The sequence below is a fragment of the Paraburkholderia sp. DHOC27 genome (genome assembly GCF_003429005.1).
GTDB lineage: Bacteria > Pseudomonadota > Gammaproteobacteria > Burkholderiales > Burkholderiaceae > Paraburkholderia.
On record NZ_QVQV01000007.1, the window covers coordinates 64,227 to 87,194 of the forward strand.

Annotated in this window: 20 protein-coding genes; 5 read left to right on the forward strand and 15 right to left on the reverse strand. The window is 62.6% G+C overall.

The features are described 5' to 3' along the window. Positions 1 to 12: 12 nt before the first annotated feature. Together D0B32_RS21815 and glgX are read right to left on the reverse strand one after the other, a co-directional pair. Positions 13 to 204, reverse strand: coding sequence for a DUF2934 domain-containing protein (locus D0B32_RS21815; protein WP_117336387.1), 192 nt, complete (start codon positions 202 to 204; stop codon positions 13 to 15). A 181-nt stretch (positions 205 to 385) separates the two neighbouring features. Continuing rightward, positions 386 to 2,605 carry a glycogen debranching protein GlgX gene (gene glgX, locus D0B32_RS21820; protein ID WP_117336388.1) on the reverse strand — a complete coding sequence of 740 codons (2,220 nt, stop codon included), beginning with the start codon at positions 2,603 to 2,605 and terminating at the stop codon, positions 386 to 388. Between the two features lie 195 nt (positions 2,606 to 2,800). Between glgX and D0B32_RS21825 the strand changes: the two genes are divergently transcribed. Then, a complete protein-coding gene (locus tag D0B32_RS21825) occupies positions 2,801 to 3,202 on the forward strand; it encodes a PRC-barrel domain-containing protein (protein WP_117336782.1) in 402 nt (133 codons plus the stop codon). A gap of 84 nt (positions 3,203 to 3,286) precedes the next feature. Then, positions 3,287 to 3,718 carry a CBS domain-containing protein gene (locus D0B32_RS21830; RefSeq protein ID WP_117336389.1) on the forward strand — a complete coding sequence of 144 codons (432 nt, stop codon included), beginning with the start codon at positions 3,287 to 3,289 and terminating at the stop codon, positions 3,716 to 3,718. Between the two features lie 161 nt (positions 3,719 to 3,879). Here D0B32_RS21830 and D0B32_RS21835 read toward each other — a convergent pair whose 3' ends face one another. Beyond that, positions 3,880 to 4,320, reverse strand: a complete 441-nt coding sequence (locus tag D0B32_RS21835; RefSeq protein ID WP_181969869.1) for a response regulator — start codon at positions 4,318 to 4,320, stop codon at positions 3,880 to 3,882. Between the two features lie 837 nt (positions 4,321 to 5,157). Here D0B32_RS21835 and D0B32_RS21840 point away from each other — a divergent pair. Further along, positions 5,158 to 6,228 carry a hypothetical protein gene (locus D0B32_RS21840; RefSeq protein ID WP_117336783.1) on the forward strand — a complete coding sequence of 357 codons (1,071 nt, stop codon included), beginning with the start codon at positions 5,158 to 5,160 and terminating at the stop codon, positions 6,226 to 6,228. A 105-nt stretch (positions 6,229 to 6,333) separates the two neighbouring features. Here the strand turns inward: D0B32_RS21840 and tkt are convergent, their stop codons facing one another. Both tkt and D0B32_RS21850 read right to left on the reverse strand, forming a co-directional pair. Beyond that, positions 6,334 to 8,406: a transketolase gene (gene tkt / locus D0B32_RS21845; RefSeq protein WP_117336391.1), complete on the reverse strand. Its 2,073-nt coding sequence runs from the start codon at positions 8,404 to 8,406 to the stop codon at positions 6,334 to 6,336. Between the two features lie 401 nt (positions 8,407 to 8,807). After that, complete coding sequence (locus D0B32_RS21850; protein WP_117336392.1) at positions 8,808 to 9,368, reverse strand: cupin domain-containing protein; 561 nt, start codon at positions 9,366 to 9,368, stop codon at positions 8,808 to 8,810. A gap of 430 nt (positions 9,369 to 9,798) precedes the next feature. Here D0B32_RS21850 and D0B32_RS21855 point away from each other — a divergent pair, with 430 nt between their 5' ends. Then, a complete protein-coding gene (locus D0B32_RS21855; RefSeq protein ID WP_259295089.1) occupies positions 9,799 to 11,646 on the forward strand; it encodes a potassium transporter Kup in 1,848 nt (615 codons plus the stop codon). Positions 11,647 to 11,704: 58 nt separating this feature from the next. On the opposite strand, the gene D0B32_RS21860 is transcribed toward D0B32_RS21855, so the two are convergent. The 7 genes from D0B32_RS21860 to D0B32_RS21895 all read right to left on the reverse strand — a co-directional run bounded on the left by D0B32_RS21860 (position 11,705) and on the right by D0B32_RS21895 (position 19,323). Next, the gene (locus tag D0B32_RS21860; protein ID WP_117336393.1) at positions 11,705 to 11,941 is read right to left on the reverse strand and encodes a hypothetical protein; all 237 of its coding nucleotides are present in this window, start codon (positions 11,939 to 11,941) and stop codon (positions 11,705 to 11,707) included. 294 nt (positions 11,942 to 12,235) lie between these two features. After that, complete coding sequence (locus D0B32_RS21865; RefSeq protein ID WP_117336394.1) at positions 12,236 to 12,481, reverse strand: DUF6723 family protein; 246 nt, start codon at positions 12,479 to 12,481, stop codon at positions 12,236 to 12,238. A 522-nt stretch (positions 12,482 to 13,003) separates the two neighbouring features. Further along, complete coding sequence (locus D0B32_RS21875; RefSeq protein ID WP_117336395.1) at positions 13,004 to 14,308, reverse strand: L-fuconate dehydratase; 1,305 nt, start codon at positions 14,306 to 14,308, stop codon at positions 13,004 to 13,006. A gap of 210 nt (positions 14,309 to 14,518) precedes the next feature. Next, entirely contained in the window at positions 14,519 to 15,460 is a 942-nt protein-coding gene (locus D0B32_RS21880) for an ABC transporter substrate-binding protein (protein WP_117336396.1), read from the reverse strand. 82 nt (positions 15,461 to 15,542) lie between these two features. Next, positions 15,543 to 16,568, reverse strand: coding sequence for an ABC transporter permease (locus D0B32_RS21885; RefSeq protein ID WP_117336397.1), 1,026 nt, complete (start codon positions 16,566 to 16,568; stop codon positions 15,543 to 15,545). 19 nt (positions 16,569 to 16,587) lie between these two features. Beyond that, positions 16,588 to 18,099, reverse strand: a complete 1,512-nt coding sequence (locus tag D0B32_RS21890; protein ID WP_117336398.1) for a sugar ABC transporter ATP-binding protein — start codon at positions 18,097 to 18,099, stop codon at positions 16,588 to 16,590. Between the two features lie 399 nt (positions 18,100 to 18,498). Further along, entirely contained in the window at positions 18,499 to 19,323 is an 825-nt protein-coding gene (locus tag D0B32_RS21895) for an SDR family oxidoreductase (protein WP_117336399.1), read from the reverse strand. A 99-nt stretch (positions 19,324 to 19,422) separates the two neighbouring features. Between D0B32_RS21895 and D0B32_RS21900 the strand changes: the two genes are divergently transcribed. Further along, the gene (locus tag D0B32_RS21900) at positions 19,423 to 20,421 is read left to right on the forward strand and encodes a LysR family transcriptional regulator (RefSeq protein ID WP_117336400.1); all 999 of its coding nucleotides are present in this window, start codon (positions 19,423 to 19,425) and stop codon (positions 20,419 to 20,421) included. Between the two features lie 24 nt (positions 20,422 to 20,445). Here the strand turns inward: D0B32_RS21900 and D0B32_RS21905 are convergent, their stop codons facing one another. The 3 genes from D0B32_RS21905 to D0B32_RS21915 form a co-directional block, all read right to left on the reverse strand. Beyond that, complete coding sequence (locus tag D0B32_RS21905; RefSeq protein WP_117336401.1) at positions 20,446 to 20,763, reverse strand: chaperone modulator CbpM; 318 nt, start codon at positions 20,761 to 20,763, stop codon at positions 20,446 to 20,448. Between the two features lie 9 nt (positions 20,764 to 20,772). After that, positions 20,773 to 21,807 (reverse strand): DnaJ C-terminal domain-containing protein, encoded by a 1,035-nt coding sequence (locus D0B32_RS21910; protein WP_117336402.1) that lies wholly within the window; start codon positions 21,805 to 21,807, stop codon positions 20,773 to 20,775. 137 nt (positions 21,808 to 21,944) lie between these two features. Continuing rightward, positions 21,945 to 22,937: a zinc-dependent alcohol dehydrogenase family protein gene (locus D0B32_RS21915; protein ID WP_117336403.1), complete on the reverse strand. Its 993-nt coding sequence runs from the start codon at positions 22,935 to 22,937 to the stop codon at positions 21,945 to 21,947. Between the last annotated feature and the right edge of the window lie 31 nt (positions 22,938 to 22,968).

Genomic DNA, 22,968 nt, shown 5'->3' on the forward strand with positions numbered 1-22,968 from the left:
CCCGCGGCAGCCTTACACCTTGCTCGAGGGCACCGCCGAAGACGCGGTTTGTGCTGCGATTTCGGCAACAGGCGTTTCCTTTTCGATCTCCGCGCGCGCCTGTTCCCAGTATTCGTCGGGGGTGCCCTTGGGATCCGTGGCCTGCTCCCACAGGTAGTACGCGCGAGTGCGAATCTGCTCTTCCTTTGAAGCTTCCGTGTCCATGATGCTCTCCTGTTTAGACGCCGAGGTCTCGACAAAGGTCGAGCAAGCGCCATACCCAGTTTTCGGGGGCTTCGGCGCGAGCCTGTTACGCGTGACCGCCATGCGTGGGTCCGCAGGACGCGTAGTCACGAGGCACGCCCGTCAAGGCGCGCCTCGTGACCTCTTTGCACGACTTAAACGCTTACGTCGTGCGATCGCTCTCGTCGGTGGTCAACTGCTGTTCGAGACCATCCAGCACACGCTGGGTAGCGCGGCTGGAGGCATCGAGCGCGAACAGCAGCAGCGAGCGCCCCGTCACCTGATACGACGCGCCAGATGGAAACGCGGGCAGTTCATCGCGTACCGGCATGTTGGTGTCGAGCAGGCAGGTCCACTGATCGCCATCGGGAATTTCGGGCAAGGTGAAATTCACCACGTCGTGATGCGCGTTCAGCACGAGCAGCAAGGTAGCGTCCGATGCGGGCCGGCGAATGCCGCTGGCTTGCGCGCGACCGTCGATGACGAGACCGAAGCAGCGCATGGCGGGATCGTCCCATTGCTCCTGGGTCAGATCGGTGCCATCCGGCGAGAGCCAGCGCGTGTCGGTCACATCCAGCACCGGATTGTGTTCGCCCGTCAGATAGCGGCCGCGCCGCAGCACCGGCAGACGGTGCCGCAAGGTGGTCAGGTTCTTGACGAACTCAGTCAGCGCGCGTCCTTCATCGTCGATGCCGGCCCAGTCCAGCCAGCTAATTTCGTTATCCTGACAATATGCGTTGTTGTTGCCCTTTTGCGTACGGCCGAATTCATCGCCGGCGAGCAGCATCGGCGTGCCTTGCGACAGCATCAGCGTAGCCAGCAGATTGCGCTTTTGACGCTCGCGTTGCTGACGGATATCCGGATCGTCAGTGGGACCTTCCACGCCGAAATTCCACGACTTGTTGTCGGAGTGGCCGTCCTTGTTGTCCTCGCCGTTCGCCTCGTTGTGCTTGTCGTTGTACGACACCAGATCGTTGGTCGTGAAACCGTCGTGCGCCGCGATGAAATTCACACTGGCCCACGGTCGCCGGCCGCGCCGGTTGAATTTGTCGCCGGAGCCCGTCAGCCGTTTCGCCAGATCGGCGGCCGTGCCTTCGTCGCCCTTCCAGAAACTGCGCACCGTGTCGCGGAAGCGGTCGTTCCACTCCGCCCAACCCGGCGGGAAGCCACCCACCTGATAGCCGCCAGGGCCGCAGTCCCACGGTTCCGCGATCAGACGCACACTCGAGAGCACCGGGTCTTGCCGGCAACTGTCGAGGAAGCCGCCGCCTTCGTCGAAGCCGTGCGTTTCCCTGCCGAGAATGGTGGCGAGATCGAAGCGGAAGCCGTCCACCTTCATCTCGCTCACCCAGTAGCGCAGACTATCGGTCACCATCTGCAGCACACGCGGGTGCGACAGGTTCAGCGTGTTGCCGGTGCCCGTGTCGTTGATGTAGTAGCGCGGTTCATCCGGCATGAGCCGGTAATACGAGGCGTTGTCGATGCCCTTGAACGACAGCGTGGGGCCGAGTTCGTTGCCCTCGGCGGTGTGGTTGTAGACCACGTCCAGAATCACTTCGAGATTGGCCGCATGAAAGCGGTCCACCATCTCCTTGAATTCGCCCACGGGCTCGGCGGCGCCTGCGAAGAAACGCGGGTCGGCAGCAAAAAAGCCAATCGTGTTGTAGCCCCAGTAGTTCGTCAGACCTTTGTCGAGCAGATAGCTGTCGTTGACGAACATCTGGATGGGCAGCAGTTCGACCGTGGTGACGCCCAAACCTTTGATGTAGTCGATCACCGGTTGCTGACCGAGGCCCGCGAAGGTGCCGCGCAGTTTCTCCGGCACCTCGGGATGCATTTTCGTAAAGCCGCGTACGTGCGTTTCGTAGAAGATCACCCGTTCCCAGGGCAACGCATTGCGCTCGGGATGCGTCCACGAAAACGTCGTATCGACCACCTTGCACTTCGGCACGAAGGGCGCGCTGTCGCGTTCATCGAACGAGAGATCGCCGTCTTCGTGATCGAGCGTGTAGCCGAAAATCTCCGGCGCCCATTTCAGCTCGCCGATATGCGCCTTCGCGTACGGGTCGAGCAGCAGCTTGTTCGGATTGAAACGATGCCCCTCAGCGGGCGCATACGGACCGTGGACACGATAACCGTAGACTGCGCCCGGCTTCAGGTCGGGCACGAACACATGCCAGACTTCATCGGTAAATTCGGGCAGTTCGATACGCTCGATTTCCTCTTTGCCTGTCTCGTCGAACAGACACAGTTCGACCTTGGTGGCGTGCGCGGAGAACAGCGCGAAATTGACGCCAGCGCCATTCCAGGTCGCGCCTAACGGGAAAGGAACACCCTCGGCAATACGTGCAGCATAGGGGGCGTGACGGGCCTCGCTTGACATGGTTATTCCTTTGGCTGGGGGATGGCGATGCACGTGAGCCGTGCAGGAAGCTACCTGAAGCAAGTTACGGTCCCGGCAACGATGACACGGCTTGCAGCACCGGCCTGACCGCAGCTCACGGGATGGGGCACGGCTTTTGCCTCTCAGCCTGTGAAACGCTTATCAGCTTCTCGCCCATCCAATAAGGTGAAAATCATGTCCCAGCGAATCCTCACGAAGTTTGCAGCCGGCCTGCTTGCCTGTAGCTTTTCTACCGTTGCTCCCCTTGCGCTTGCACAGGGTGCGCCGCAGGCGGTCACGGAGAAACGGACCGATGTCGTGCAGGTGGCGAGCGGCTACCGCGCGTCGAAACTGAACGGCGCCTCCGTGTATAACCGCAACAACGACGATCTCGGCACCGTCGACGATCTGATCGTTGCGCCCGGCGACCACAGCGCCTATGCGGTGCTCTCAGTGGGTGGTTTCCTCGGCATGGGCAAGCATCTGATTGCCGTGCCGTTCGCGGATTTGCAGATCGAAAACCGCAAGGTGTTTCTGCCCGAGGCAACGAAGAAATCGCTGGAAGCGATGCCCGAATTCAAATATGCGCCGGATTGATGAAGCATGAGGAACACCGATTGATGAAGCATGAGGAACACCTGTTGCTGCGAAGTTACTTACTTCCACAGTACAGGAGGTCTTATGCATCACGTCTATGAAATCATGTCGCGCGATCTGCTCGAAGTCGCGCCCACCGACACGCTCCGTCATGCCGCCGAACTGATGCGCCGCTACGACGTGGCCGCTTTGCCGGTCTGTCAGAACCAGCGGCTGGTAGGGATGGTGACGCGCCACGATCTGACTGCACGCACCCGTTCGGCCAGCAAGGCGCAGGATGCGCGTGTGCATGAAGTGGCGTGCGCTTCAGTGAACTGGTGTTTCGATGACGACGATCTGGATTCGGTGCAGCGACGCATGGCGCGTTCGTCGTTGAGCCAGATGCCGGTGGTGGACCGCGACCGCAAACTGGTCGGCGCGCTTTCGCTCGACGCCCTGCCCGTGCGCACCGATCATGCAGCGCATGACGATGTCGCCCATACGCTGGAAGGCGTGTCGCAGCCTCAGTTGCATTGATGCATGCAGGAAGTGAAGGACGTGGATAGCGAAGCGGCGGCTGCTCGTGTCGCTCGAGGAAGCCGCTCGTCATTCACGCACATCAAAACGATCTGGCCGCGTTAGATATCAAGGCGTTGAATTTAGCCGCATCGAATTTAGCCACATTGAACCCGGCCACATCAGGAAGCACGATCGGTCCGCTCCGCCGTCGCTGCCTCCAGCAGCCGCAGCAGGCGCTGCGGCGTGAGCGGTTTGGCGCAGTGCGCGTCGAAGCCCACTGCCCTGGCGCGCGCCAGATCGTGCGACGAAGCAAACGCGGTACACGCCACCAGCAGCATGTGGCCGGTTTGGGGATTGGCGCGCAACCGCCGCGCGAGTTCAAAGCCGTCGAGCCCCGGCATCTTGATGTCGAGCACCACGGCGAACGGTTGCCACGTGTGGGCGAAATCGCAGACTTCCAGCGGATCGTCGAGCGCCTGGCATTCGAAGCCATCGATGCTCAGCAGCAGTTGCAGCGCGTCGGCCGCTTCACGATAGTCGTCCACCACCAGCACGCGCCGATGCGTGACGTTGATGTCCGTCATCGAGCGCCATACGACGACGTCTTCGTTATCATCCATTCCGTCGTTCTCTGCCAATGTAGCCTCCTCGGTGTCTCTGATGGACACGGCGACGCTCGTCCGCAAGTTCCGAACCCGAACCGGGAATTCGCACTGGTCGGTGCCAGGGCATTTCCTCCATTCGCACGCGTGAGAGTTGAACGAAAACTTCGCAATCCAGCGTCTCAGTAGTATCAAAGAGCCGCTGGGCGTGCCAGTGCCGGAAAACCCCTGGCCGCGTGACACCCCCGTTCAGGCGTGCGAAGCGAATCGGCCATCAGGGAAAGTCCGCAGTCTGTTTTGACTTTATTGGTGAGTTTCGACGAAGCAGCGCGAGGCGTCTTACGACATGAGTTGCCGTCTGGCCCGTCTGCCCTGTGCAATGTTTCCTGACGTTGCTAAAAGCGCTAGACGTATCCAGCAAAAGCTTACTTTTCGGCTTGTACGCCCGCTTGTACGCCCGCTCGCTCGCCCGCTCGTACGCCGGACTGGACTGCATATTGCCGGTATAACACGCCAAATCACAACGCGCAGGGTCGCCATGCGCGAGGCCTCGTTCTCTCTTTTTGCTTCATTCGTTTTACGCCGTGCATGTGACGTCATTGCGTATCTCAACAACGGCATCGATCCGCCCGGTTGCACGCCGATCACGACGTGCATACGGCAGCGTGCAAATCTTGCATTCGTCTGTACAAAGTGGACGTCCGCGCAAATTGCTTTGATCCGATGGTCGGGCTGCAACGCCCTAGCTACGGCGCACTGCAGCATTTGCGTGGCCTGCGTGCCGCGGCGGGCATGTCCTCTGCTACCCCCAACGCGACTTCACTTCACAGCGGCCCTGCCGCCCCGCCCTCGACGATGACTGCAAAAACCTCGGTAATCGCGGCACTTTGTGCGGCATGCCTCACCACTGCGTGCGTGCACATCGGTCCCACCCGTTTGCGAGCTGACCAGGTGGATTACGCAAGAGCGTTAGGCGATGCCAAGAAACGCGAGATTCTCGCGGCAATCGTAGGGCTGCGTTATGGCGATGCACCGGCGTTCCTGACGGTGAGCTCGATCATCGCTGCGTATCAGTTCGACACCACGGCGGGGGCAACGGGCAACATCGGCTCGGGCAGCGAGCCGAATTACGCGCTTGCCACTGGCAGCGTGTCGTACTCGAATCACCCAACCTTCACCTTCACACCCACCACGGGTGAGGCGTTCGCCTCTGCCTATATTCGTCCGCTTGCACCCGAACTCTTCATGCCGCTCGCGGAAGGCGGCATTCCGATCGACCTGCTGCTGCGTATCACCGCGCAGTCCATTGGCGGCCTGCAAAACGACAGCGCGCTAGGCGGCGACAACAGCGCGGGTGCACCAGGCTTTTTCGAACTGCTGCAAACGCTGCGGCGCTTGCAGATGGCAGGCGAATTGAATGTGGAGTCGCGTCAGGAGAATGGCAAGGCGACCGTGTACCTGGCGCTCGGCGCCTCCACCAGTGGTCAGTCGCCCCAGATCACTTCGGACCTCGCCCGCGTGCGGCAACTGCTGCATCTGGCGCCGAGCACGCGCACCTATGAGATCGTCTACGGTCCCTCGTCGCAACAGGGCGATCGCATCACGATGGTCACGCGCTCGGTGCTCGGCATTCTCACCGAACTCGGCGCGCAGGTGCAGGCGCCTGTAGAGGAGATCAACAATGGTTCGACCAAGCCGACCGTGGGCCTGATTGGCGGCGAAACACGTCCGACCATCATCGTGCGCTCGGGACCGAAGGCGCCGAAAGAAGCGTACGTCATCGTGGATTACGATAAGTCCGCTTACTGGGTCGACCGCAACGACTTCGATTCGAAATATGCCTTCACGGTGCTGCAAAACCTGATGGCGCTTGCCGAAGCCGACACCAGCACCAAGGCGCCGGTGGTGACCATTCCGGCCAACTGACGCGCACGTTCGGCGCTGCTGGCACGACACGCTCGCACAATAAAAAAGGCCGCTTGTGCACACAAGCGGCCTTTTGCTCTAGCCGACGCTCAACAAACCGCGCGCTTACTTCTTCTGCACCCGCGCAATCTGCTGTTTCGCTGCTTCGTAGACATGCTCCGGCGTGAAGCCGAATTTTTTCTTCAGGTCGGCGATCGGCGCCGACGCGCCGAAAGTGCGCATGACGATTTCCGCACCGAGACGCCCCACGTAGCGATCCCAGCCGAGCGAGCCCGCCTGCTCGACGCACACGCGAGCATCCACGTCAGGCGGCAGCACCGAGTCCTGATAGGCCTGGTCCTGCTTCTCGAAGATCTCCCACGACGGCATCGACACCACGCGCGCGGCCACGCCCTCGCTCTTCAGCTTCTCGTAAGCCTCGACGCAGAGCGATACCTCGCTGCCGGTGGATAGCAGCAGCACCTCGGGCTTCTTGCCATCGGGCGCATCGGCCAGCACGTAGGCGCCCTTGTGCACGCCCTCGGCCGAACCATAGCGCTTGCGATCGAAAGTCGGCAACGGCTGACGCGACAACACGAGGCACGACGGATGGCGCTTCTGCTGCAACGCTACGCGCCACGACTCGGCCACTTCATTAGCGTCGGCCGGCCGCAGCACGATCATGCCCGGAATGGCGCGCAACGAGGCAAGCTGTTCGACTGGTTGGTGAGTCGGGCCGTCTTCGCCGAGACCGATCGAGTCATGCGTGAACACGTAGATGGCCGGCACTTCCATGATCGACGACAGCCGGATAGGCGGCTTCATGTAGTCGCTGAAAATCAGGAACGTGGAGCCGTACGGGCGCAGGTTGGATACCGCCATGCCGTTGACGACCGCACCCATGCCATGCTCGCGAATGCCGAAGTGCAGATTGCGGCCGCCGTAGCTGTCATGCTCGAAGCTGCCGGCACCTTCGAACTTGAGGTTGGTCTTGGTGGACGGCGACAGGTCCGCCGCGCCGCCCAGCAGCCACGGCAGCCGTTGCGCGATGGCGTTGAGCACCTTGCCCGACGAATCGCGCGAAGCGAGACCCTTGGCATCCGCATCGAAGGTGGGAATGTCCGCGTCCCAGCCCTCGGGCAATTCGTGTTCGTCGATCTGCTTCAGCTCGCGCGCGAGTTCCGGATACTGCTTTGCATACGCGTCGTGCTTCGTCTGCCATTCCGCGCGTGCCGCCTTGCCGCGCGCACCCACGCCTTCCGCGAACCGTGCCAGCACGCCGTCTGGCACATAGAATTTCTTGTCGTCGGGCCAGCCATAAAAGCGCTTGGCCGCCGCCACTTCCTCGTCGCCGAGCGCTTCGCCGTGTGCCGCCGAGCTGTCCTGCTTGTTCGGCGCGCCATAACCGATGATGCTGTTCACCACGATCAGCGTCGGCTTGTCGGTGACGCTCTTTGCTTCGTTGAGGGCCGCTTCGAGCGCGTCGGCGTCGTTGGCGTCCCGTACGTGCAGCGTGTGCCAGTGATAGCCACGGAAGCGCTCTTCCACGTCGTCGCTATAGGCGAGATCCGTGTGCCCTTCAATCGTCACGCGGTTGCTGTCGTAGATCCACGTGAGATTCGATAGCTGCAGATGGCCCGCCAGCGACGCCGCTTCGTGCGAGATGCCTTCCATCATGTCGCCGTCGCCACACAGCGCGTACACGCGGTAATTGAACAGTTGCGCGTCCGCCTGGTTATAGCGGCTCTCGTACCAGCGCGCGGCCATCGCCATGCCCACGCTGTTGCCGAGCCCTTGCCCGAGCGGTCCCGTGGTGGTTTCCACGCCGGTGGTCATGCGATATTCCGGGTGACCCGGGGTATTGCTGTCGATCTGGCGAAACTGCTTGATGTCGTCGAGCGACACGGCCGGTCGACCGGTCGGTTTGCCGTCGTCGTCGACGGCCTTGATGCTGGTGAGGAACAGCGTCGAATACAGCAGCATCGACGCGTGCCCCACGGAAAGCACGAAACGGTCGCGATTCGGCCACAGCGGTTCGTCGGGGTCATACACCAGGTGGTTCTGCCACAGGTGATACATGACCGGAGCCAGCGCCATCGGCGTGCCGGGGTGGCCCGAATTGGCCTTCTGGACGGCGTCCATCGAGAGCGTACGGATCGTGTTGATGCATAGCTGATCGAGGGCGGGATTCTTTTGCATGAGATGCTCCTGTTTCGACGGGTGGCGACGTCGTCATGACGCGCTGCAGTGACTGCGGCTGCGCGTGTCTGACGCTCGTTGAGTGTGTTCACCAAGGGGGCGCTGCCAGGCTCTACTCAATGACTCGACTTCATGGCGCTGATGCGTGTCCGGCAGCGGTCATTGCGCAACTGAGCGCAACCGGGCACGACCGCGCGCCGTCATGCGCGAATCTCCAACGATACGCCGGTCGACGACGCAATGCTTGAATCTTGACAAGGGGAGACGCGCAGCGGTTCGCGAATTGGGCTCACGAGTTGACTTGCGACAAACCCGCGCGACGCGGCGCTCGAGCAGGTACTGAGCAGGTACTGTGAAGTACGCGGGGCAGCACATGCTCTGCGCAGACCCCGCACGGTCCATCACGACGCGTGCAACCAATGCGTCACGACGGGCCCATCGGTGCCGTCCACGGGATCGCACGCTGGAAACGGCAGTGCCTCCATGACGGCCACTTCGTCGGGCGTCAGCGCCTCGCGCCGGATATCCCACTGCTGGCCCGCGGGATAGCCGCCCACTACCTGGAAGCGACCTTCATACGATTGCAGACAGTGCCCGGTGCCCGCGGGCAGCAGCAGCGCATCGCCCGCCTCGACATGCACGACGCGGCCGCCCGGGCCGCCCACGATCACCTCGGCCGATCCTGACGCAATGCCCAGCACTTCATGCGCCGTTGCGTGGAAGTGGTGGTAATCGAAAATGCCGGCACGCCATTGCGGCGGCCATTCGTTACGCTCGAAAAGCAATTCGAAAGCTGACGCGAGATCGCCGCTGTCCGCTTGTAAAGCATGCCGGTAAATCACGACCGGCAGCTTGCTGTTGTTCGGCACCCAATCGTGCGGTTCCAGCATGAAGATCTCGTAGCTACTGCGCGCTGCGCCTGCTGCGCGCTTCATCGCAGCGTGCTTCGCATCGTTGAACATGACTGCTCCTGAAAATCTGCCAGCTTCGGCAACGATTGAGAACTCGCATAAATCGCGCCCGCCTGCTGCAGTGCACATATCCACGAGAATACGCTTGCAGCAAACATGCGAATGGCTTGCAGGCGCTTGCACAATGGCTTGCAAGAAGTCCGCAATGTCGGGTGCTTTCAGGCTCTCACCGCGGTCATGCAGCCGTCACATGGCAGGAATGCGGCTTGCTGCGAATGGTCGGTTGTAGTGCGGTTGCAGTGTGCACAAATGCGCCATTTTTCAGCGTGAATTGCTGCGCTCGCTACGCTTTGCCGCCTCCACGCCTGTCTACTGTTTTCTGCCCGCCACCATGACAGCTTCGCACACCGAAACCCGACCGACCACCTCTCGCGCTGGATCCAAGCCTCGCCCGAAATCGAAAGCCGGCACGCCGCAACTCATGCTGGGTGCGCTCGGTGTGGTGTTCGGCGATATCGGCACGAGTCCGATCTACGCGCTGCGTCAGGGCGTGCTCGATGCGGGTGCGGCGACGCAACTGATCGTGATGGGCGTGCTTTCCACGATCGTCTGGGCGGTGGTGCTGGTCGTGACGCTCAAATACGTGGTGTACGTGATGCGCGCGGACAACGAGGGCGAAGGCGGCATCGTTGCGCTGACGGCGCTCGTGCGTGCCGGCTGCGCACACGACGGCAAGCCGGCGCCACGCGTGCTGCTGCTGGTCGGCCTGTTCGGCGCGGCGATGTTCTACGGCGATTCGATGATTACGCCGGCGGTCTCCGTGCTCTCCGCGGTGGAAGGACTGCGGCAGATCAGCATGAAGTTCGACCCCTTCATCGTGCCATGCGCCATTGTGATTCTGGTCGCGCTGTTTGCGTTTCAGAGCCGCGGCACGGCCGCAGTGGGACGCTGGTTCGGTCCGGTGATGACCTTGTGGTTCGTCTGGCTCGCGGCCGTTGGCGCCTACCGGATTGCCGGGCATCCGCAAATCCTCACTGCGCTGTCGCCGTGGTGGGCCCTGCATCTCGCACTCGCACGGCCCGGCCTCGCCTTCATCATTCTCGGCGCGGTGATTCTCGCACTGACGGGTGCGGAGGCACTGTATGCGGACATGGGACACTTCGGGCGCCGCTCGATCCGCCTCGCGTGGATTGCCGTGGTGTTCCCCGCGATCCTGATCGGCTATTTCGGCCAGGGCGCCACGCTGCTCTATCAACCTGGTTCCACTAAACAACCGTTCTTCGATGCCGCGCCTTCATGGGCCCTGATTCCCACCGTGGTGATGGCCCTGCTCGCCACGGTGATCGCATCGCAGGCGGTGATCTCCGGCGCGTTTTCGATGACGACCCAGGCGATCGAACTCGGCTTTCTGCCGCGTATGCGCGTGATCGTGACCTCGCGTGAGCAACGCGGCCAGGTGTATGTGCCTGCCGTGAATCTGATCCTGTTTGCCGCGGTGATGTTCCTCGTGGTGATGTTCCGTACTTCCGACCGGCTGACTGCGGCGTATGGGATTGCAGTCGGCCTCACGATGCTCGCCACCACCATCCAGATGATCAGCCTCTCGCGGCGCGTCTGGCACTGGTCGCTGCTCGCGGTATGCGCGGTCAGCGTGCCGCTGCTCGTGATAGACGGCATGCTGGTGGCGGCGAACGTGCCGAAGATTCCGCAAGGCGGCTGGTTTCCGGTGACGATCGGCATTGTGATGTTCATTCTGATGACGACATGGAATCGTGGCCGCGAGGCGGACGCGTCGCGTGCCTCGGCGGTCGAGCCGCTCACGCAATTTCTCGCCGAGGTACTGAAGGGTCCCGAACCGCCGGCGCGCGTGAAAGGCACGGCCATCTATCCGGGCACACTGCGCGGCATGACACCGGCGGCGCTGCGCAGCAACGTGCGGCATAACCGCGTGCTGCATCAGACCTCGATCTTCTTCGCGAACCTGTCGGAGTCGGCGCCGCGCGCCGACGAGAAAACGCGTATCGAAACGCGCTCGCTCGGCGATGGCTGCTACGAGGTAGTGGCGCGGCATGGGTTCGTCGAACGGCCGAATCTTCCGGACTTGCTGAAATCGCTGGAGGGCAGACTGGGCGATTGGCGCTATGAGCCGAAGCAGACCACCTTTTTCCTGCCGCGCGAGGAAGTGGTGAAAGGCCATCACGGCGACGCGATGCTCGACTGGCGCAAGTCGCTGTTTGCAATGATGTCGTTCCACTCGGCCTCGAGCGCGGAGTACTACGGGCTGGATGGTGAAGACGTGGTCGAGTTAGGGGTGCAGGTGGTGTTGTGAAGATGAAATGAGCGATGCACGGCTGACGTGCATCGCGGTGAGAATGACGCTGCTACGACTACCCGCGTCCCGGTTTGTCCTGCGAAACCCGTTGCGACTCACGCCCTCCGCCGCCCGGAGGCTCAGCGTGCGTGCCGGTACCAAGCGGCACCTCGGCGGTCTGCTTTGGCCGCTGATGCGTACGCTGCGGATCGGTACGTTCCGCTTCTTCTTTCTGGCTCGCCGTGCGCTTGTCTTGCGGATCGGCTGAATGCGTCGATGCGGCGCGTGATTGATCGTGTTCATTCTGTGGCATGACAACCTCCATGAAATCGACCTTCGCGTTTCGAAGGAAACAGTGCTCTTGGTCATGCAGCAACAAATGGGCCGCGGAAGGGACCGTAACCTGGACCGCAAAAGGAATCACACAGGTCCCACCTCGCAACCGGCACATCATTTGCAGGAAAATTCGCAGGCGCTTTGTAAAAAGTAGGGGGCGGCTTGCGCGGCGAGAATCGAGCATAGTTCGCGATCAAGATGCGCTAGCAAAGTCCGCGAATAAAGCGAGTGACGCACACGCTCCGCGTCACATTTTCCGATGCATCCGTCCTTATGCCTCCGGCGAGGCACGATCTGCCGCCACGATTGCGCGACCATACTCCACCGCCGCGCGTCGTGCTTCTTCGACGCTGTCATACGGTCCAATCTGTGGCGCCCCTTCGAAGGGGAACAGGATCTTGCGATCTGTCTTGCGCACGACCTTCAGTCCGCCGATGTATCGACCATCGCCCGTGCTGTGGTAACTCGCGTAGATCTCGAACTCATCGTCGGCCACGTCGGCTTTGTGTCGAGCCATTTCGGATTCCTGTATAGAGCCACGGCGCCGCCCGGAAAAACCTTCGCCTTGTTTCCGGAGCGTCGCACGTCAAATGTACTGAACCGTTCACCGCTCTCCTCTCGCGTCGTGATGACACTCGCAGATGAACGTTGCTTGACTAAGCGGCGAGCAACCACCGTTCCCGCCTTGAAAACCGCGCTCCGCGCAGGTCCTGGCGGTTCTGGGCCCACGGGGCTGACACGGTTTTGACGCGGATCGAGGCTTGAATTCGAGCGGCGAATTAAAGCCTCGCATTGGCAGAGACGGGGGGCGGCAAGAGGAAAGACGCGGAACGGTGGCGCGAATCGCATCGCGCCCGCCGGAAATGAAGAACAAGTGAAGGAACGCGCGGACGTGCCGCCAACAGGCAGCAACGTCCGGCGCTTAAAGATGACGCGCGGCGCAGATCAGCTCAACGCCACGGCATAAGAGAACGAGAAGCAAGGATCAAAAATTCGCACGGGCGGCTCTATCAGTACATGCGAACGCCCGTTGTGGTGCCTACGGTCGCCCGGCCTGCCACGCCGCCCCGTTCGGAAAGTCGTGCTGGTCGAGCGACGCCGCGTGCATTTCGATGCTGTAGCCCGGTCGCTGCGGCGGCATATAACGGCCGCTGCGAATCACGACGGGATCGACGAAATGGTCGTGCAGATGATCCACGTATTCGAGCACGCGGTTTTCCAGCGACGCCGACACGCAGATGTAGTCGAACAACGAAATATGCTGGACGTACTCGCACAATCCGACGCCGCCCGCGTGCGGACACACCGGCACGCCGAATTTGGCGGCCATCAGCAGCACGACGATGACCTCGTTCAGACCGCCCAACCGGCAACTGTCGATCTGACAAAAGTCGATGGCCCCGGCCTGCAACAACTGCTTGAACATCACGCGGTTATGGCAATGCTCGCCCGTCGCCACGCCAATGGGTTTGATCCGCTCGCGGATCGACGCGTGGCCGAGGATGTCATCGGGGCTGGTCGGCTCTTCGATCCACCACGGATCGAATTGCGCGAGGCGCCGCATGTTGGCCACGGCCTGGTCGACGTCCCACACCTGATTCGCGTCCATCATCAGTTTGCGGTTTTCGCCAATTTCCTCGCGCAGGATGCGGGCGCGACGCATGTCCTCTTCCAGGTTGCCGCCCACTTTCTGCTTGAAGTGGGTCCAGCCCTGCGCCACGCCCTCGCGGGCGAGGCGGCGAATCTTCTCGTCGTCGTAGCCAAGCCAGCCCGCTGAGGTCGTATACGCGGGATAGCCCTGTGCGAGCATTTCCTGCTCGCGTTCCGCTTTGCTGCTTGCGTGACGGCGCAGCAAGGCAATCGCTTCCTCGGGTGTGATCGCGTCGGTCACGAAACGGAAATCGAGGCAACGCACCAGTTCTTCCGGGCTCATGTCCACCAGCAGCTTCCACACCGGCTTGCCAGCCGCTTTGGCCCACAGGTCCCACGCTGCGTTGACGACCGCTGCGGTGGCCAGATGGATGGCGCCCTTGTCCGGCCCGATCCAGCGCAATTGACTGTCCGAGGTCAGTGCGCGCCAGAACGCGCCCATGTTCGCCGCGATATCCTCGAGCGTTTTGCCGATCACGAGCGGCGCGAGCGCGTGCACCGCCGCCACGCAGATTTCGTTGCCGCGCCCGATGGTGAACGTGAGCCCGTGTCCCGTGAGCGACGCCGTGTCGGTTTCGAGCGTGACATAAGTCGCGGAATAGTCCGGCGCGGCGTTCATCGCGTCGGAGCCGTCCAGCGAACGCGAGGTTGGAAAGCGGATATCCCGCACGGACAGCCCGGTGATCGTAGTCATCTACACACCCTCCTCGGCAATCGGATTTGATTCGGAACCCTGAACAAAAAACAGGGGCGCGGCTTCCGCTGGATGCCACGCCCCCGTCTTTCCTGTTTGCTTCATTCAGGCGCGCTGCGGTGCAAGTGAGTCACCCGCAGCGCGCTCAGTCGGCTTGCTCAGTCAGCGCGCTCAATCAGCTTGTTTCGTCAGCGTACGTGGCCCGCGTGCTTAGTCGTACAGCACGGCGGAGATCTTCGGATCGTTCATATTGCTCTTGTCGTACCAGTAGAAGCCGGTATCGACCTTCTTCGGCAGCGTTTCGCCCTTGAGTGCCTTCACAGCGGAGTCCACCACGCACTTGCCGATACCAATCGGGTTCTGCGTAATCGCGCCGTACATCAAGCCCGAATTGATGTCGTCCTTCTGTTCCTTGCCCGAGTCGTAGCCGATCAGCACCAGCTTCTTGCCCGACTCCTTCACGCCGATCGCCGCGCCTTCAGCCGAGCCTTCGTTCGAACCGAAAATACCCTTCAGATTGGGGTTGGCCTGAATCATCGTCTTGGCGATTTCCGCCGACTTCAGATGGTCGCCGCCGCCATACTGCACCGACACGATCTTGACGTTCGGGTGCTTGGCTTTCATCTCGTTCAGGAAGCCGTCGCGACGATCGACGCCCGTGCGGCTCGTCTGGTCGTGCACGATCAGCCCGACTTCGCCGGAGTCACCGATGGCTTCGGCCATCTTGTCGGCGGCGAGGCCGGCCGCGGCGAGGTTATCCGTCGCGCAGGTGGTCAGCGGAATGGTGCTGTCCACGCCCGAGTCGAAAGCAATAATGGGGATCTTCTGGTTCTGCGCGCGCTTGAGCAGCGGAATGGCCGCCTTGCTGTCGAGCGCGGCAATGCCGATGGCCTGCGGCTTCTTCGCGAGCGCGGCCGAGAGCATGTCGATCTGCTTGTCGACCATCGCTTCGGTTTCCGGACCCTCGAAGGAAATCCTCACGTTATGCTCTTTCGCGGACTGTTCCGCACCGGCTTTGACGGCCTGCCAGAACTGGTGCTGGAAGCCCTTCGAAATGAGCGGGATGTAGACATCGTCAGCGAATGCGAGGTTCGTGCCGGCGGCCAGCGCGCTAACGCCGAGCACGACGCTGATCAGTTTTCTTTTCAACATGGGTATCTCCTCCTAAGGTGGACCTTCTACCTTCAGCTATGGGGGGAACGTGCTGCGTTCCCTTTTCTTGATGTCATGGTGCTCAGCTCTTGCGGCGCCGCAGGATGTCGGCGTACACCGCGAGAATGATGATGAGGCCGGTCACGACGATCTGCCATTCCTGCGCCACCGACATGATGCGCAGGCCGTTGGTCAGCACGCTCATGATGAAGGCGCCGATGATCGTGCCGAGGATCGTGCCCGATCCGCCGCTCAGCGACGTGCCGCCAATCACCACCGCGGCAATCGCTTCGAGTTCATAGCCCTGGCCGAGCGCCGGCTGCGCCGAATTCAGACGCGAGGCGATCAGCAGCCCAGCAATGCCGCAGATCGCACCGCCCAGGCTGTAAATGGCAATCTTCCAGCGGTCGACGTTCACCCCCGAGAGGCGCACCGCTTCTTCGTTGCTGCCCAGCGCGAAGGTGTAACGGCCCAGCGCCGTGCGATTCAACGTGATCGAACTCGCCACCGCGAGGAAGAACAGGATCAGCACCGCATTCGGAATCGGCAGGCTCGGCACCAGATAACCGATCAGCGAGTCCTGCGAGATCATGTAGAAGTTGTCGGTGTCGGTGAAGTAGATCGGCTTGTCGGCCGAGACCACCAGCGAGAGCCCTTTGAGCAGCATCATCATGCCGAGGGTCGCGATGAACGGCGGGATTTTCATCTTCGCCGTGAGCGTGCCCGAAATGCTGCCGCACAGCGCGCCCGTGCCGATCGCCGCCAGCACGCCGATCCACATCGGCAAATGCCAGTACGTGAGGAACACGCCGCAGATCACCGCCGTGAAGGTCATCAAGGTGCCGACCGACAGATCGATACCGCCGGTGATGATGACGAAGGTACAGGCAATGGCCAGCACGCCGTTGACCGCCGTTGCCTGCAGAATGCCCAGCATGTTGTCCATCTGCATGAACGAGGGCGAGGCGAAGCTGAAGAAGATCAGCAGCAGGATCAGGCTGCCGAACGCCAGCAGTTTTTGCAGCGTGGCCGGCGCGAAGATCCGGGCCTTGAGTCCTGAGCGCTGGCCCTTGCTGCCCAGCGCCGACATATCCGTTGGTTGTGTCATTTCATGGCCCTCTGAAGGCTCACTCCACTTTCAAGGTTTCGCGCCGCGTCGCGAGGCGCATGATGCTTTCTTGCGAGGCGTCCGCAGCGGCAAGTTCGCCGGTAATGCGGCCCTCGCACATCACGACGATGCGGTCGCTCATGCGCAGGATTTCCGGCAGTTCCGAGGAGATCATCACGATTGCCTTGCCCTGCTCGGCAAGCGAGCGCAGCAGTTTGTAGATCTCGGTCTTGGCGCCCACGTCGATGCCGCGCGTCGGCTCGTCGAAGAACAGCACGTCGCAATCGCGCTCCAGCCATTTGGCGATCACGATCTTCTGCTGGTTGCCGCCCGACAGCAGCCGTACCTGCTGCGTCGCGGTCGGCGTGCGAATGGCCAGCAACTTGATGAAGTGCGACGCGGTGCGGCGAATCTTGCCGCGCCGCAGAAAGAAGTTGAACGACAGGAACTTGCCGAGATTGGACATGACGATGTTCGACTCGACATCCATGCCGGTGGCAAGACCATAGCGCTTGCGGTCTTCCGAAAGGTAGCCAATGCCGCGCTTGACGGCGTCGCTCGGCGTCTTGATGCTGGCCTTCACGCCGCGCACGATGATCTCGCCCGAGTCGACCGGATCGGCGCCGAACACGGCGCGCGCCACTTCGGTACGGCCGGCGCCCATCAGTCCAGCGAAGCCGAGAATCTCGCCTTTGCGCAGCGCAAAGCTCACGTCGCGCACGAGCGGCCCCGCGTTCAGGTTCTTCACTTCGAGCGCGACTTCGCCGTGCTGCCCATTGCCTTGCGACGAGCCGATGTCGGTGAGCGTGCGGCCCACCATCATGCCGATGATGGCCTCGACGCTCGTGTCCTGGGCGTTGACGGTAGCGACGTATTCGCCGTCGCGCATCACCGTGACGCGATCGGCGATCTGCTTGAGCTCATCCATCTTGTGCGAGATGTAGATGATGCCCACGCCACGGCTCTTGAGTTCACGGATGATACGGAACAGCTCGGCGATCTCCGCGTCGTTGAGCGCCGAAGTGGGTTCGTCCATGATCAGCACGCGCGAATCGAACGACAGCGCCTTGGCGATCTCGACCATCTGCTGCATGGCAACGGTCAGCGTGCCGACTTCGGCGCGCGGATCGAGATTCACGTGCATGCGGCCGAGGATTTCGCGCGCCTGCGCGTTGAGCTTGTCTTCGTCCAGAAAGAGACCGAGCCGGCCGCGCGGTTCGCGGCCAATGAAGATGTTCTGCGCGACGCTCAGGTGATTCATCAACTGCAGCTCTTGATGAATGATGCACACGCCGAGCGCCTGCGCTTCGCCGGGGCTCGTGAATTCCACGGGCTGACCGTCGATCAGGAACTCGCCGGAATCCCGCGTATAGACGCCCGCGAGAATCTTCATCAAGGTCGATTTGCCGGCGCCGTTCTCGCCCATCAGCGCGTGGACTTCACCCGCGACGAGGTCGAACTGGATTTCGTGAAGTGCCCTCACGCCGGGGAAGCTCTTGCAGAGCCGTTTAACGGAAATGAGTGAGCTCATGGCGCGGATGGAATGGCAATGGCATGGGCGATGCCATTGCCGCCGCGGCTCTCATGACGAGAAGCACACAGATGCAGCGCCGGGCGGTGCCGGAGATCGCTGTTGAATTTGCAACGAGAAGCTAGATACATGCTTCACGCCCCCCAAATCAATGTGCAGCGATTCTACGACGCTGCAGGGCAGCGATTCAATTAGGCATACCCTAATATCATAGGTAAACCGTTTCATCGTATATAAACTAGTTGCACAGATTTTTTACGGTTTTGCCCATTTGGTGGGATCGAACCCCTTGCTGGCTGCCTTTTGGTCCCGGCCTGCCCGTTTGAGTTGTTGTTTTTGGGTAGTCGCTGGGGCTGCTACCCGTGTGGTTGGCTGCGGCGCTTTATGTCACGCTTTATGTCATGCGTCCGCGGAATGCGCCACCGCCTTCTGCGCTTCGAGTTCCGCCAGCCGCTTTGCCAGCACCGTGCTGATGGAGCGGTATGCCGTGCTGCCAAGCGTCAGGCGCAGGCCCGGCTTCTCCGCATCGGCGGCGGCGATCATCGCGTCCACGGTTTTGCCCGCGTCGCCGAGCCGCTCGAAACCGTTGCGCTCGATCAGACGGCGCACTTCGCCCGCCGGCGTTGCGTCATAGGCGGGCATGGGGTCGGCGCTGACGAGGTTCGAGCGGAAATTCGTCACCGTGGGACCCGGTTCGACAATCAGAAAGTCGATGCCAAGCGGCGCCACTTCCTGCGCCACGGACTCGACAAAGCCTTCGATCCCCCACTTGGTGGCGTGATAGAGACTGAAGCCCGGATAGGCGTACTGACCGCCCTCCGACGACACCTGCACGATCCGCCCGCCGCCCTGCACGCGCAGATGCGGCAGCACGGCACGGATGAACTGGATCGAGCCGACCAGATTGGTGGCGATCTGCCGCTCGATCTGCTCGTCCGAGACTTCCTCGCCCGCGCCGAACAGGCCGTAGCCCGCGTTGCTGACCACCACGTCGATGCGGCCCATTGCTTCGAACGCCTGAGCAGCGGCGCGGCGCACCGCCTGCGTGTCGGTGACGTCGAGCGTCAGGACATGCAGCCGCTCGCCATACTGTGCGGACAGATCGTCCAGCGCGCCGTCACGGCGCAGAGTGCCGACCACACGATCGCCGCGCGCCAGCAGCTTTTCGACCAGGATCCGGCCAAGTCCCGTGGAGGTGCCGGTGATGAGCCAGGTTTTAGACATGATTGAATGCTCCCGAAAAGAGTTAAGCCCATTGTAGGAGCGCCTCATTGGTGCGATAAGCCGGTATAGTTGGCATGCCTTCGTGAAGCGATTTCACCAATGACCCGACCTACGCTTGCCGATCTCACCGCCTTCTCGACGGTGGCCACGCATCGCAGTTTCCGGCGCGCCGCCGATGCGCTCGGTGTGTCGCGCTCTGCACTGAGCCACGCCATGCTGGGACTGGAGCGCGACCTCGGCGTGCGGCTGCTCAATCGCACCACCCGTAGCGTGGCGCCGACCGAGGCGGGCGAAGCGCTGTTGCGGCGGCTCGCTCCGGTATTGAGAGAGCTGGACGCGGCACTCGACACGGTCGCGGAAACGCGTGGCCATCCCACCGGCACGCTGCGCATCAACGCCAACGAAAGCTCGGCGCGGCTCCTGCTGCGCACGGTGGTGCCGCGCTTCCTCGCGCGCTATCCGGGCATGGCGCTCGATCTGGTGGCCGAGGGGCGGCTGGTGGATATCGTCGAACAGGGATTCGATGCGGGCGTGCGGCTCGGCGAAGCGTTGCCGCAGGATATGGTGGCGGTGCGGATTGGCGGCGATCTGCGCTTCGTCGCGGTGGCCGCGCCGTCCTATCTGGCCGGGCACCCGGCCCCGCTCGTGCCCGAGGATCTCGCGCAGCATCGCTGCATCCGTCATCGTCTGCCGAGCGGCAAGCTATACCGTTGGGAATTCGCGCGACACGGCGAGGAAGTGGTGATCGACGTGCCCGGCGTGCTGACGCTGGATCGCAACGAATTGATGGTCGACGCGGCGGCGGATGGACTCGGCATCGCCTACGTGCCCGAACCCACCGCGCGTGCCTGGCTCGCCGACGGCCGGCTCGTCACGGTGCTGGACGACTGGTGCCCGTTCATTGCCGGCCTGCATCTGTACTACCCTGGGCATCGTCATGTGCCAGCCGGCTTGCGCGCCTTTATCGAGGTGCTGAAAGAGGTGAATGAGGAAGCGGGCGGATCGAGCAACGAGAATGACGAGAGCGACGCGAGCGACCCGAGCGACCCGAGCGACCCGAGCGACCCGAGCGACGCGAGCGACCCGGGCGCGACGTAGCACTCACCACATCGCGCCGCCGCTTCAACCCTTGCGCGGACGCCGTTGATTCGCCCGCAGCGTCTCGATCTCCTCGAGCAGATCGAGCGCGAGCGCGATGCCTGGCGGATTGATCTCGAGGTCCTGGGCGAGATGCCGTGCGGTGCGTACGCGGCGCAATTCGGTGCCGCGAAAACGCCATTCGTGTGGTCCCGTGCCCTGCGGATCGAAGGCGCCTTCGGCCACCCACAGGGTCACTTCTTCCACCGACGCCCCGCTCACGCGGCACAGTTCCACCAGCGTGAATTCCACTTCCTCATTGACAATCTGACCTTCCAGCCAGGTCGTGACGGTTTCGTTCATGATGCGTGATCACCCGTAAAAATGTGCGCGCGGATCGAAATGGAACGCCTGCCGCATCGCGGTATAGGCGGCCGCGGCCTGCTCGGTATCGGCAGGCGGCAAGACGATGCTCAGGACCACGTACAGGTCGCCCGGCGGATTGCCGGGAATGCCCTTGCCCTTGAGCCGCAGACGCCGTCCCGCGGCCGAGCCCTTCGGCACCGTGATCTCCACGACGCCATCTGGCGTCGGCACCTTGACCTGGGCGCCGAGCGCCGCTTCCCACGGCGCGACCGGCACGTCGAGCGAGACGTCGCGGCCGTCGAGCCGGAAGCGTGGATGGTCCCGGTAAGCGATCTCCAGATAGAGATCGCCCGCCGGCCCGTCGCCAAAACCGGGGCCGCCCTGTCCGGCGAGCCGCAGGTGCTGGCCAGCCTTCATGCCCTTGGGAACGGTCACGTTGAGGGTGCGCGATTCGAGCTTGACGTGGCCCTCCCCGTCCACCACTGGCATCTGTAGCGTGATGCCGCGTTGCGCGCCACGGTAGGCGTCCTCCAGATCGAGCACGACCTTGGCGTGGTGATCCTGGCCGGCCATCTGCGCACTGCCCTGGAAGCCGCCCTGAAAGCCGCCTTGATATCCACCCTGATCGGCGCCTTGATAGAAGCCCTCATGGCCCCCGCCCTGTTGCCCGCCGTACCGTTGATACGCGCCCTGCCGCTGGCCGAACATCTGCGCGAAAAAGTCGTCGAGATTCGGGTCGGCCTCGGGGTGTGCCTCGCCGCCGCGTCCACGGAATTCGAAGCCTTCGTCCCAGTTGGGCGGCGGCTGAAACTCCTGGCCGTTCTGCCATTCGCTGCCCATGCGGTCGTACGCTGCGCGCTTTTCCGGATCTTTTAGCACCTCGTACGCCTCGCCGACTTCCTTGAAGCGCTCTTCGGTGTCGTCGAGCTTGCTGACGTCCGGATGATATTTGCGTGCGAGCTTGCGATACGCCCGCTTGATGTCGTCCTGGGTCGCGCTGCGCTCGAGACCCAGGGTCTCGTAATAGTCCTTGTATTTCATATGAAAGGCAGCCCCTTAAGGATGGGAGATGGCTGTGCATTTCGCATGCATCGCGCGACAACGCCTAACGATGCGTGCCGCGCGACGTGATCTGTACTCTATACGAGAACGCCCGCAAACACCTTCAGCGGCGGCCTTCACGCGCCGCGAACCGACAGCACCGCGGCGCCGCTCAGGCGTCCTTCGCGCAGGTCGGCGAGCGCACGGTTGGCGTCGCCGAGCGCATAGGTGCGGGTGTGCAGTTCGAGATGCGTTTCGGCGGCGATGCGCATGAAGGCGAGACCGTCCTCACGCGTCAGATTGGCCACCGAGACCACGCGCCGCTCGCCCCACAGAAACGCATACGGAAACGACGGAATGTCGCTCATGTGGATGCCACCGCACACCACGACGCCACCCTTGGCGACGGCTTTGAGCGCGAGCGGCACCAGTGCGCCGACCGGCGCGAACAGCAGCGCGGCGTCGAGTTCGTCGGGCGGCGCATCCTCGCTGCTGCCCGCCCACTTCGCGCCCAGCCGCATGGCGAGATGTTGCGCGGCGACGTCGCCCCGGCGTGTGAAGGCGTACACGCTGCGGCCCTGATGACGCGCGACCTGCGCGACGATATGTGCGGCCGCGCCGAAGCCGTAAATGCCGATGCGCTGCGCGTCGCCGGCCATCGCGAGCGTCCGGTAGCCGATCAGACCCGCGCACAACAGCGGCGCCGCCTCGATGTCCGAATAGTGCGGCGGCAGCGCGAAACAGTAGCGGCTGTCGGCGACGGTTCGTTCCGCGTAGCCGCCATCGAGGGTATAGCCGGTGAAGCCCGCAGCATCGCAGAGATTCTCCCGCCGGGTCGTGCAGAAACGGCACACGCCGCAGGTGTGCCCAAGCCACGGCACGCCCACCCGCTCGCCGACCGCGAACCCGCTTACGCCTTCGCCCAGTTCGGCGACCGTACCGACAATCTCGTGACCGGGGATCACCGGACGTTTGGGATGCGGCAACTCGCCGTCGATCAGATGCAGATCCGTGCGGCACACGCCGCAGGCATGGACGTCGATCAGCAACTGGCCGGCAGCGGGCACCGGATCGGGCACCTGCATGTCGCGCAGTTGCAGGACGCTGCTGTCGAACAGCATCGCGCGCATGATGGAACTCCTCGAAAGCGGCGGCTGTCCC

Excerpts from the sequence above, each read along its gene's own strand:
- D0B32_RS21815 (WP_117336387.1), bottom strand. The coding sequence starts at position 204 with ATGGACACGGAAGCTTCAAAGGAAGAGCAGATTCGCACTCGCGCGTAC.
- glgX (WP_117336388.1), bottom strand. The coding sequence starts at position 2,605 with ATGTCAAGCGAGGCCCGTCACGCCCCCTATGCTGCACGTATTGCCGAG.
- D0B32_RS21825 (WP_117336782.1), top strand. The coding sequence starts at position 2,801 with ATGTCCCAGCGAATCCTCACGAAGTTTGCAGCCGGCCTGCTTGCCTGT.
- D0B32_RS21830 (WP_117336389.1), top strand. The coding sequence starts at position 3,287 with ATGCATCACGTCTATGAAATCATGTCGCGCGATCTGCTCGAAGTCGCG.
- D0B32_RS21835 (WP_181969869.1), bottom strand. The coding sequence starts at position 4,320 with ATGGATGATAACGAAGACGTCGTCGTATGGCGCTCGATGACGGACATC.
- D0B32_RS21840 (WP_117336783.1), top strand. The coding sequence starts at position 5,158 with ATGACTGCAAAAACCTCGGTAATCGCGGCACTTTGTGCGGCATGCCTC.
- tkt (WP_117336391.1), bottom strand. The coding sequence starts at position 8,406 with ATGCAAAAGAATCCCGCCCTCGATCAGCTATGCATCAACACGATCCGT.
- D0B32_RS21850 (WP_117336392.1), bottom strand. The coding sequence starts at position 9,368 with ATGTTCAACGATGCGAAGCACGCTGCGATGAAGCGCGCAGCAGGCGCA.
- D0B32_RS21855 (WP_259295089.1), top strand. The coding sequence starts at position 9,799 with ATGCTGGGTGCGCTCGGTGTGGTGTTCGGCGATATCGGCACGAGTCCG.
- D0B32_RS21860 (WP_117336393.1), bottom strand. The coding sequence starts at position 11,941 with ATGCCACAGAATGAACACGATCAATCACGCGCCGCATCGACGCATTCA.
- D0B32_RS21865 (WP_117336394.1), bottom strand. The coding sequence starts at position 12,481 with ATGGCTCGACACAAAGCCGACGTGGCCGACGATGAGTTCGAGATCTAC.
- D0B32_RS21875 (WP_117336395.1), bottom strand. The coding sequence starts at position 14,308 with ATGACTACGATCACCGGGCTGTCCGTGCGGGATATCCGCTTTCCAACC.
- D0B32_RS21880 (WP_117336396.1), bottom strand. The coding sequence starts at position 15,460 with ATGTTGAAAAGAAAACTGATCAGCGTCGTGCTCGGCGTTAGCGCGCTG.
- D0B32_RS21885 (WP_117336397.1), bottom strand. The coding sequence starts at position 16,568 with ATGACACAACCAACGGATATGTCGGCGCTGGGCAGCAAGGGCCAGCGC.
- D0B32_RS21890 (WP_117336398.1), bottom strand. The coding sequence starts at position 18,099 with ATGAGCTCACTCATTTCCGTTAAACGGCTCTGCAAGAGCTTCCCCGGC.
- D0B32_RS21895 (WP_117336399.1), bottom strand. The coding sequence starts at position 19,323 with ATGTCTAAAACCTGGCTCATCACCGGCACCTCCACGGGACTTGGCCGG.
- D0B32_RS21900 (WP_117336400.1), top strand. The coding sequence starts at position 19,423 with ATGACCCGACCTACGCTTGCCGATCTCACCGCCTTCTCGACGGTGGCC.
- D0B32_RS21905 (WP_117336401.1), bottom strand. The coding sequence starts at position 20,763 with ATGAACGAAACCGTCACGACCTGGCTGGAAGGTCAGATTGTCAATGAG.
- D0B32_RS21910 (WP_117336402.1), bottom strand. The coding sequence starts at position 21,807 with ATGAAATACAAGGACTATTACGAGACCCTGGGTCTCGAGCGCAGCGCG.
- D0B32_RS21915 (WP_117336403.1), bottom strand. The coding sequence starts at position 22,937 with ATGCGCGCGATGCTGTTCGACAGCAGCGTCCTGCAACTGCGCGACATG.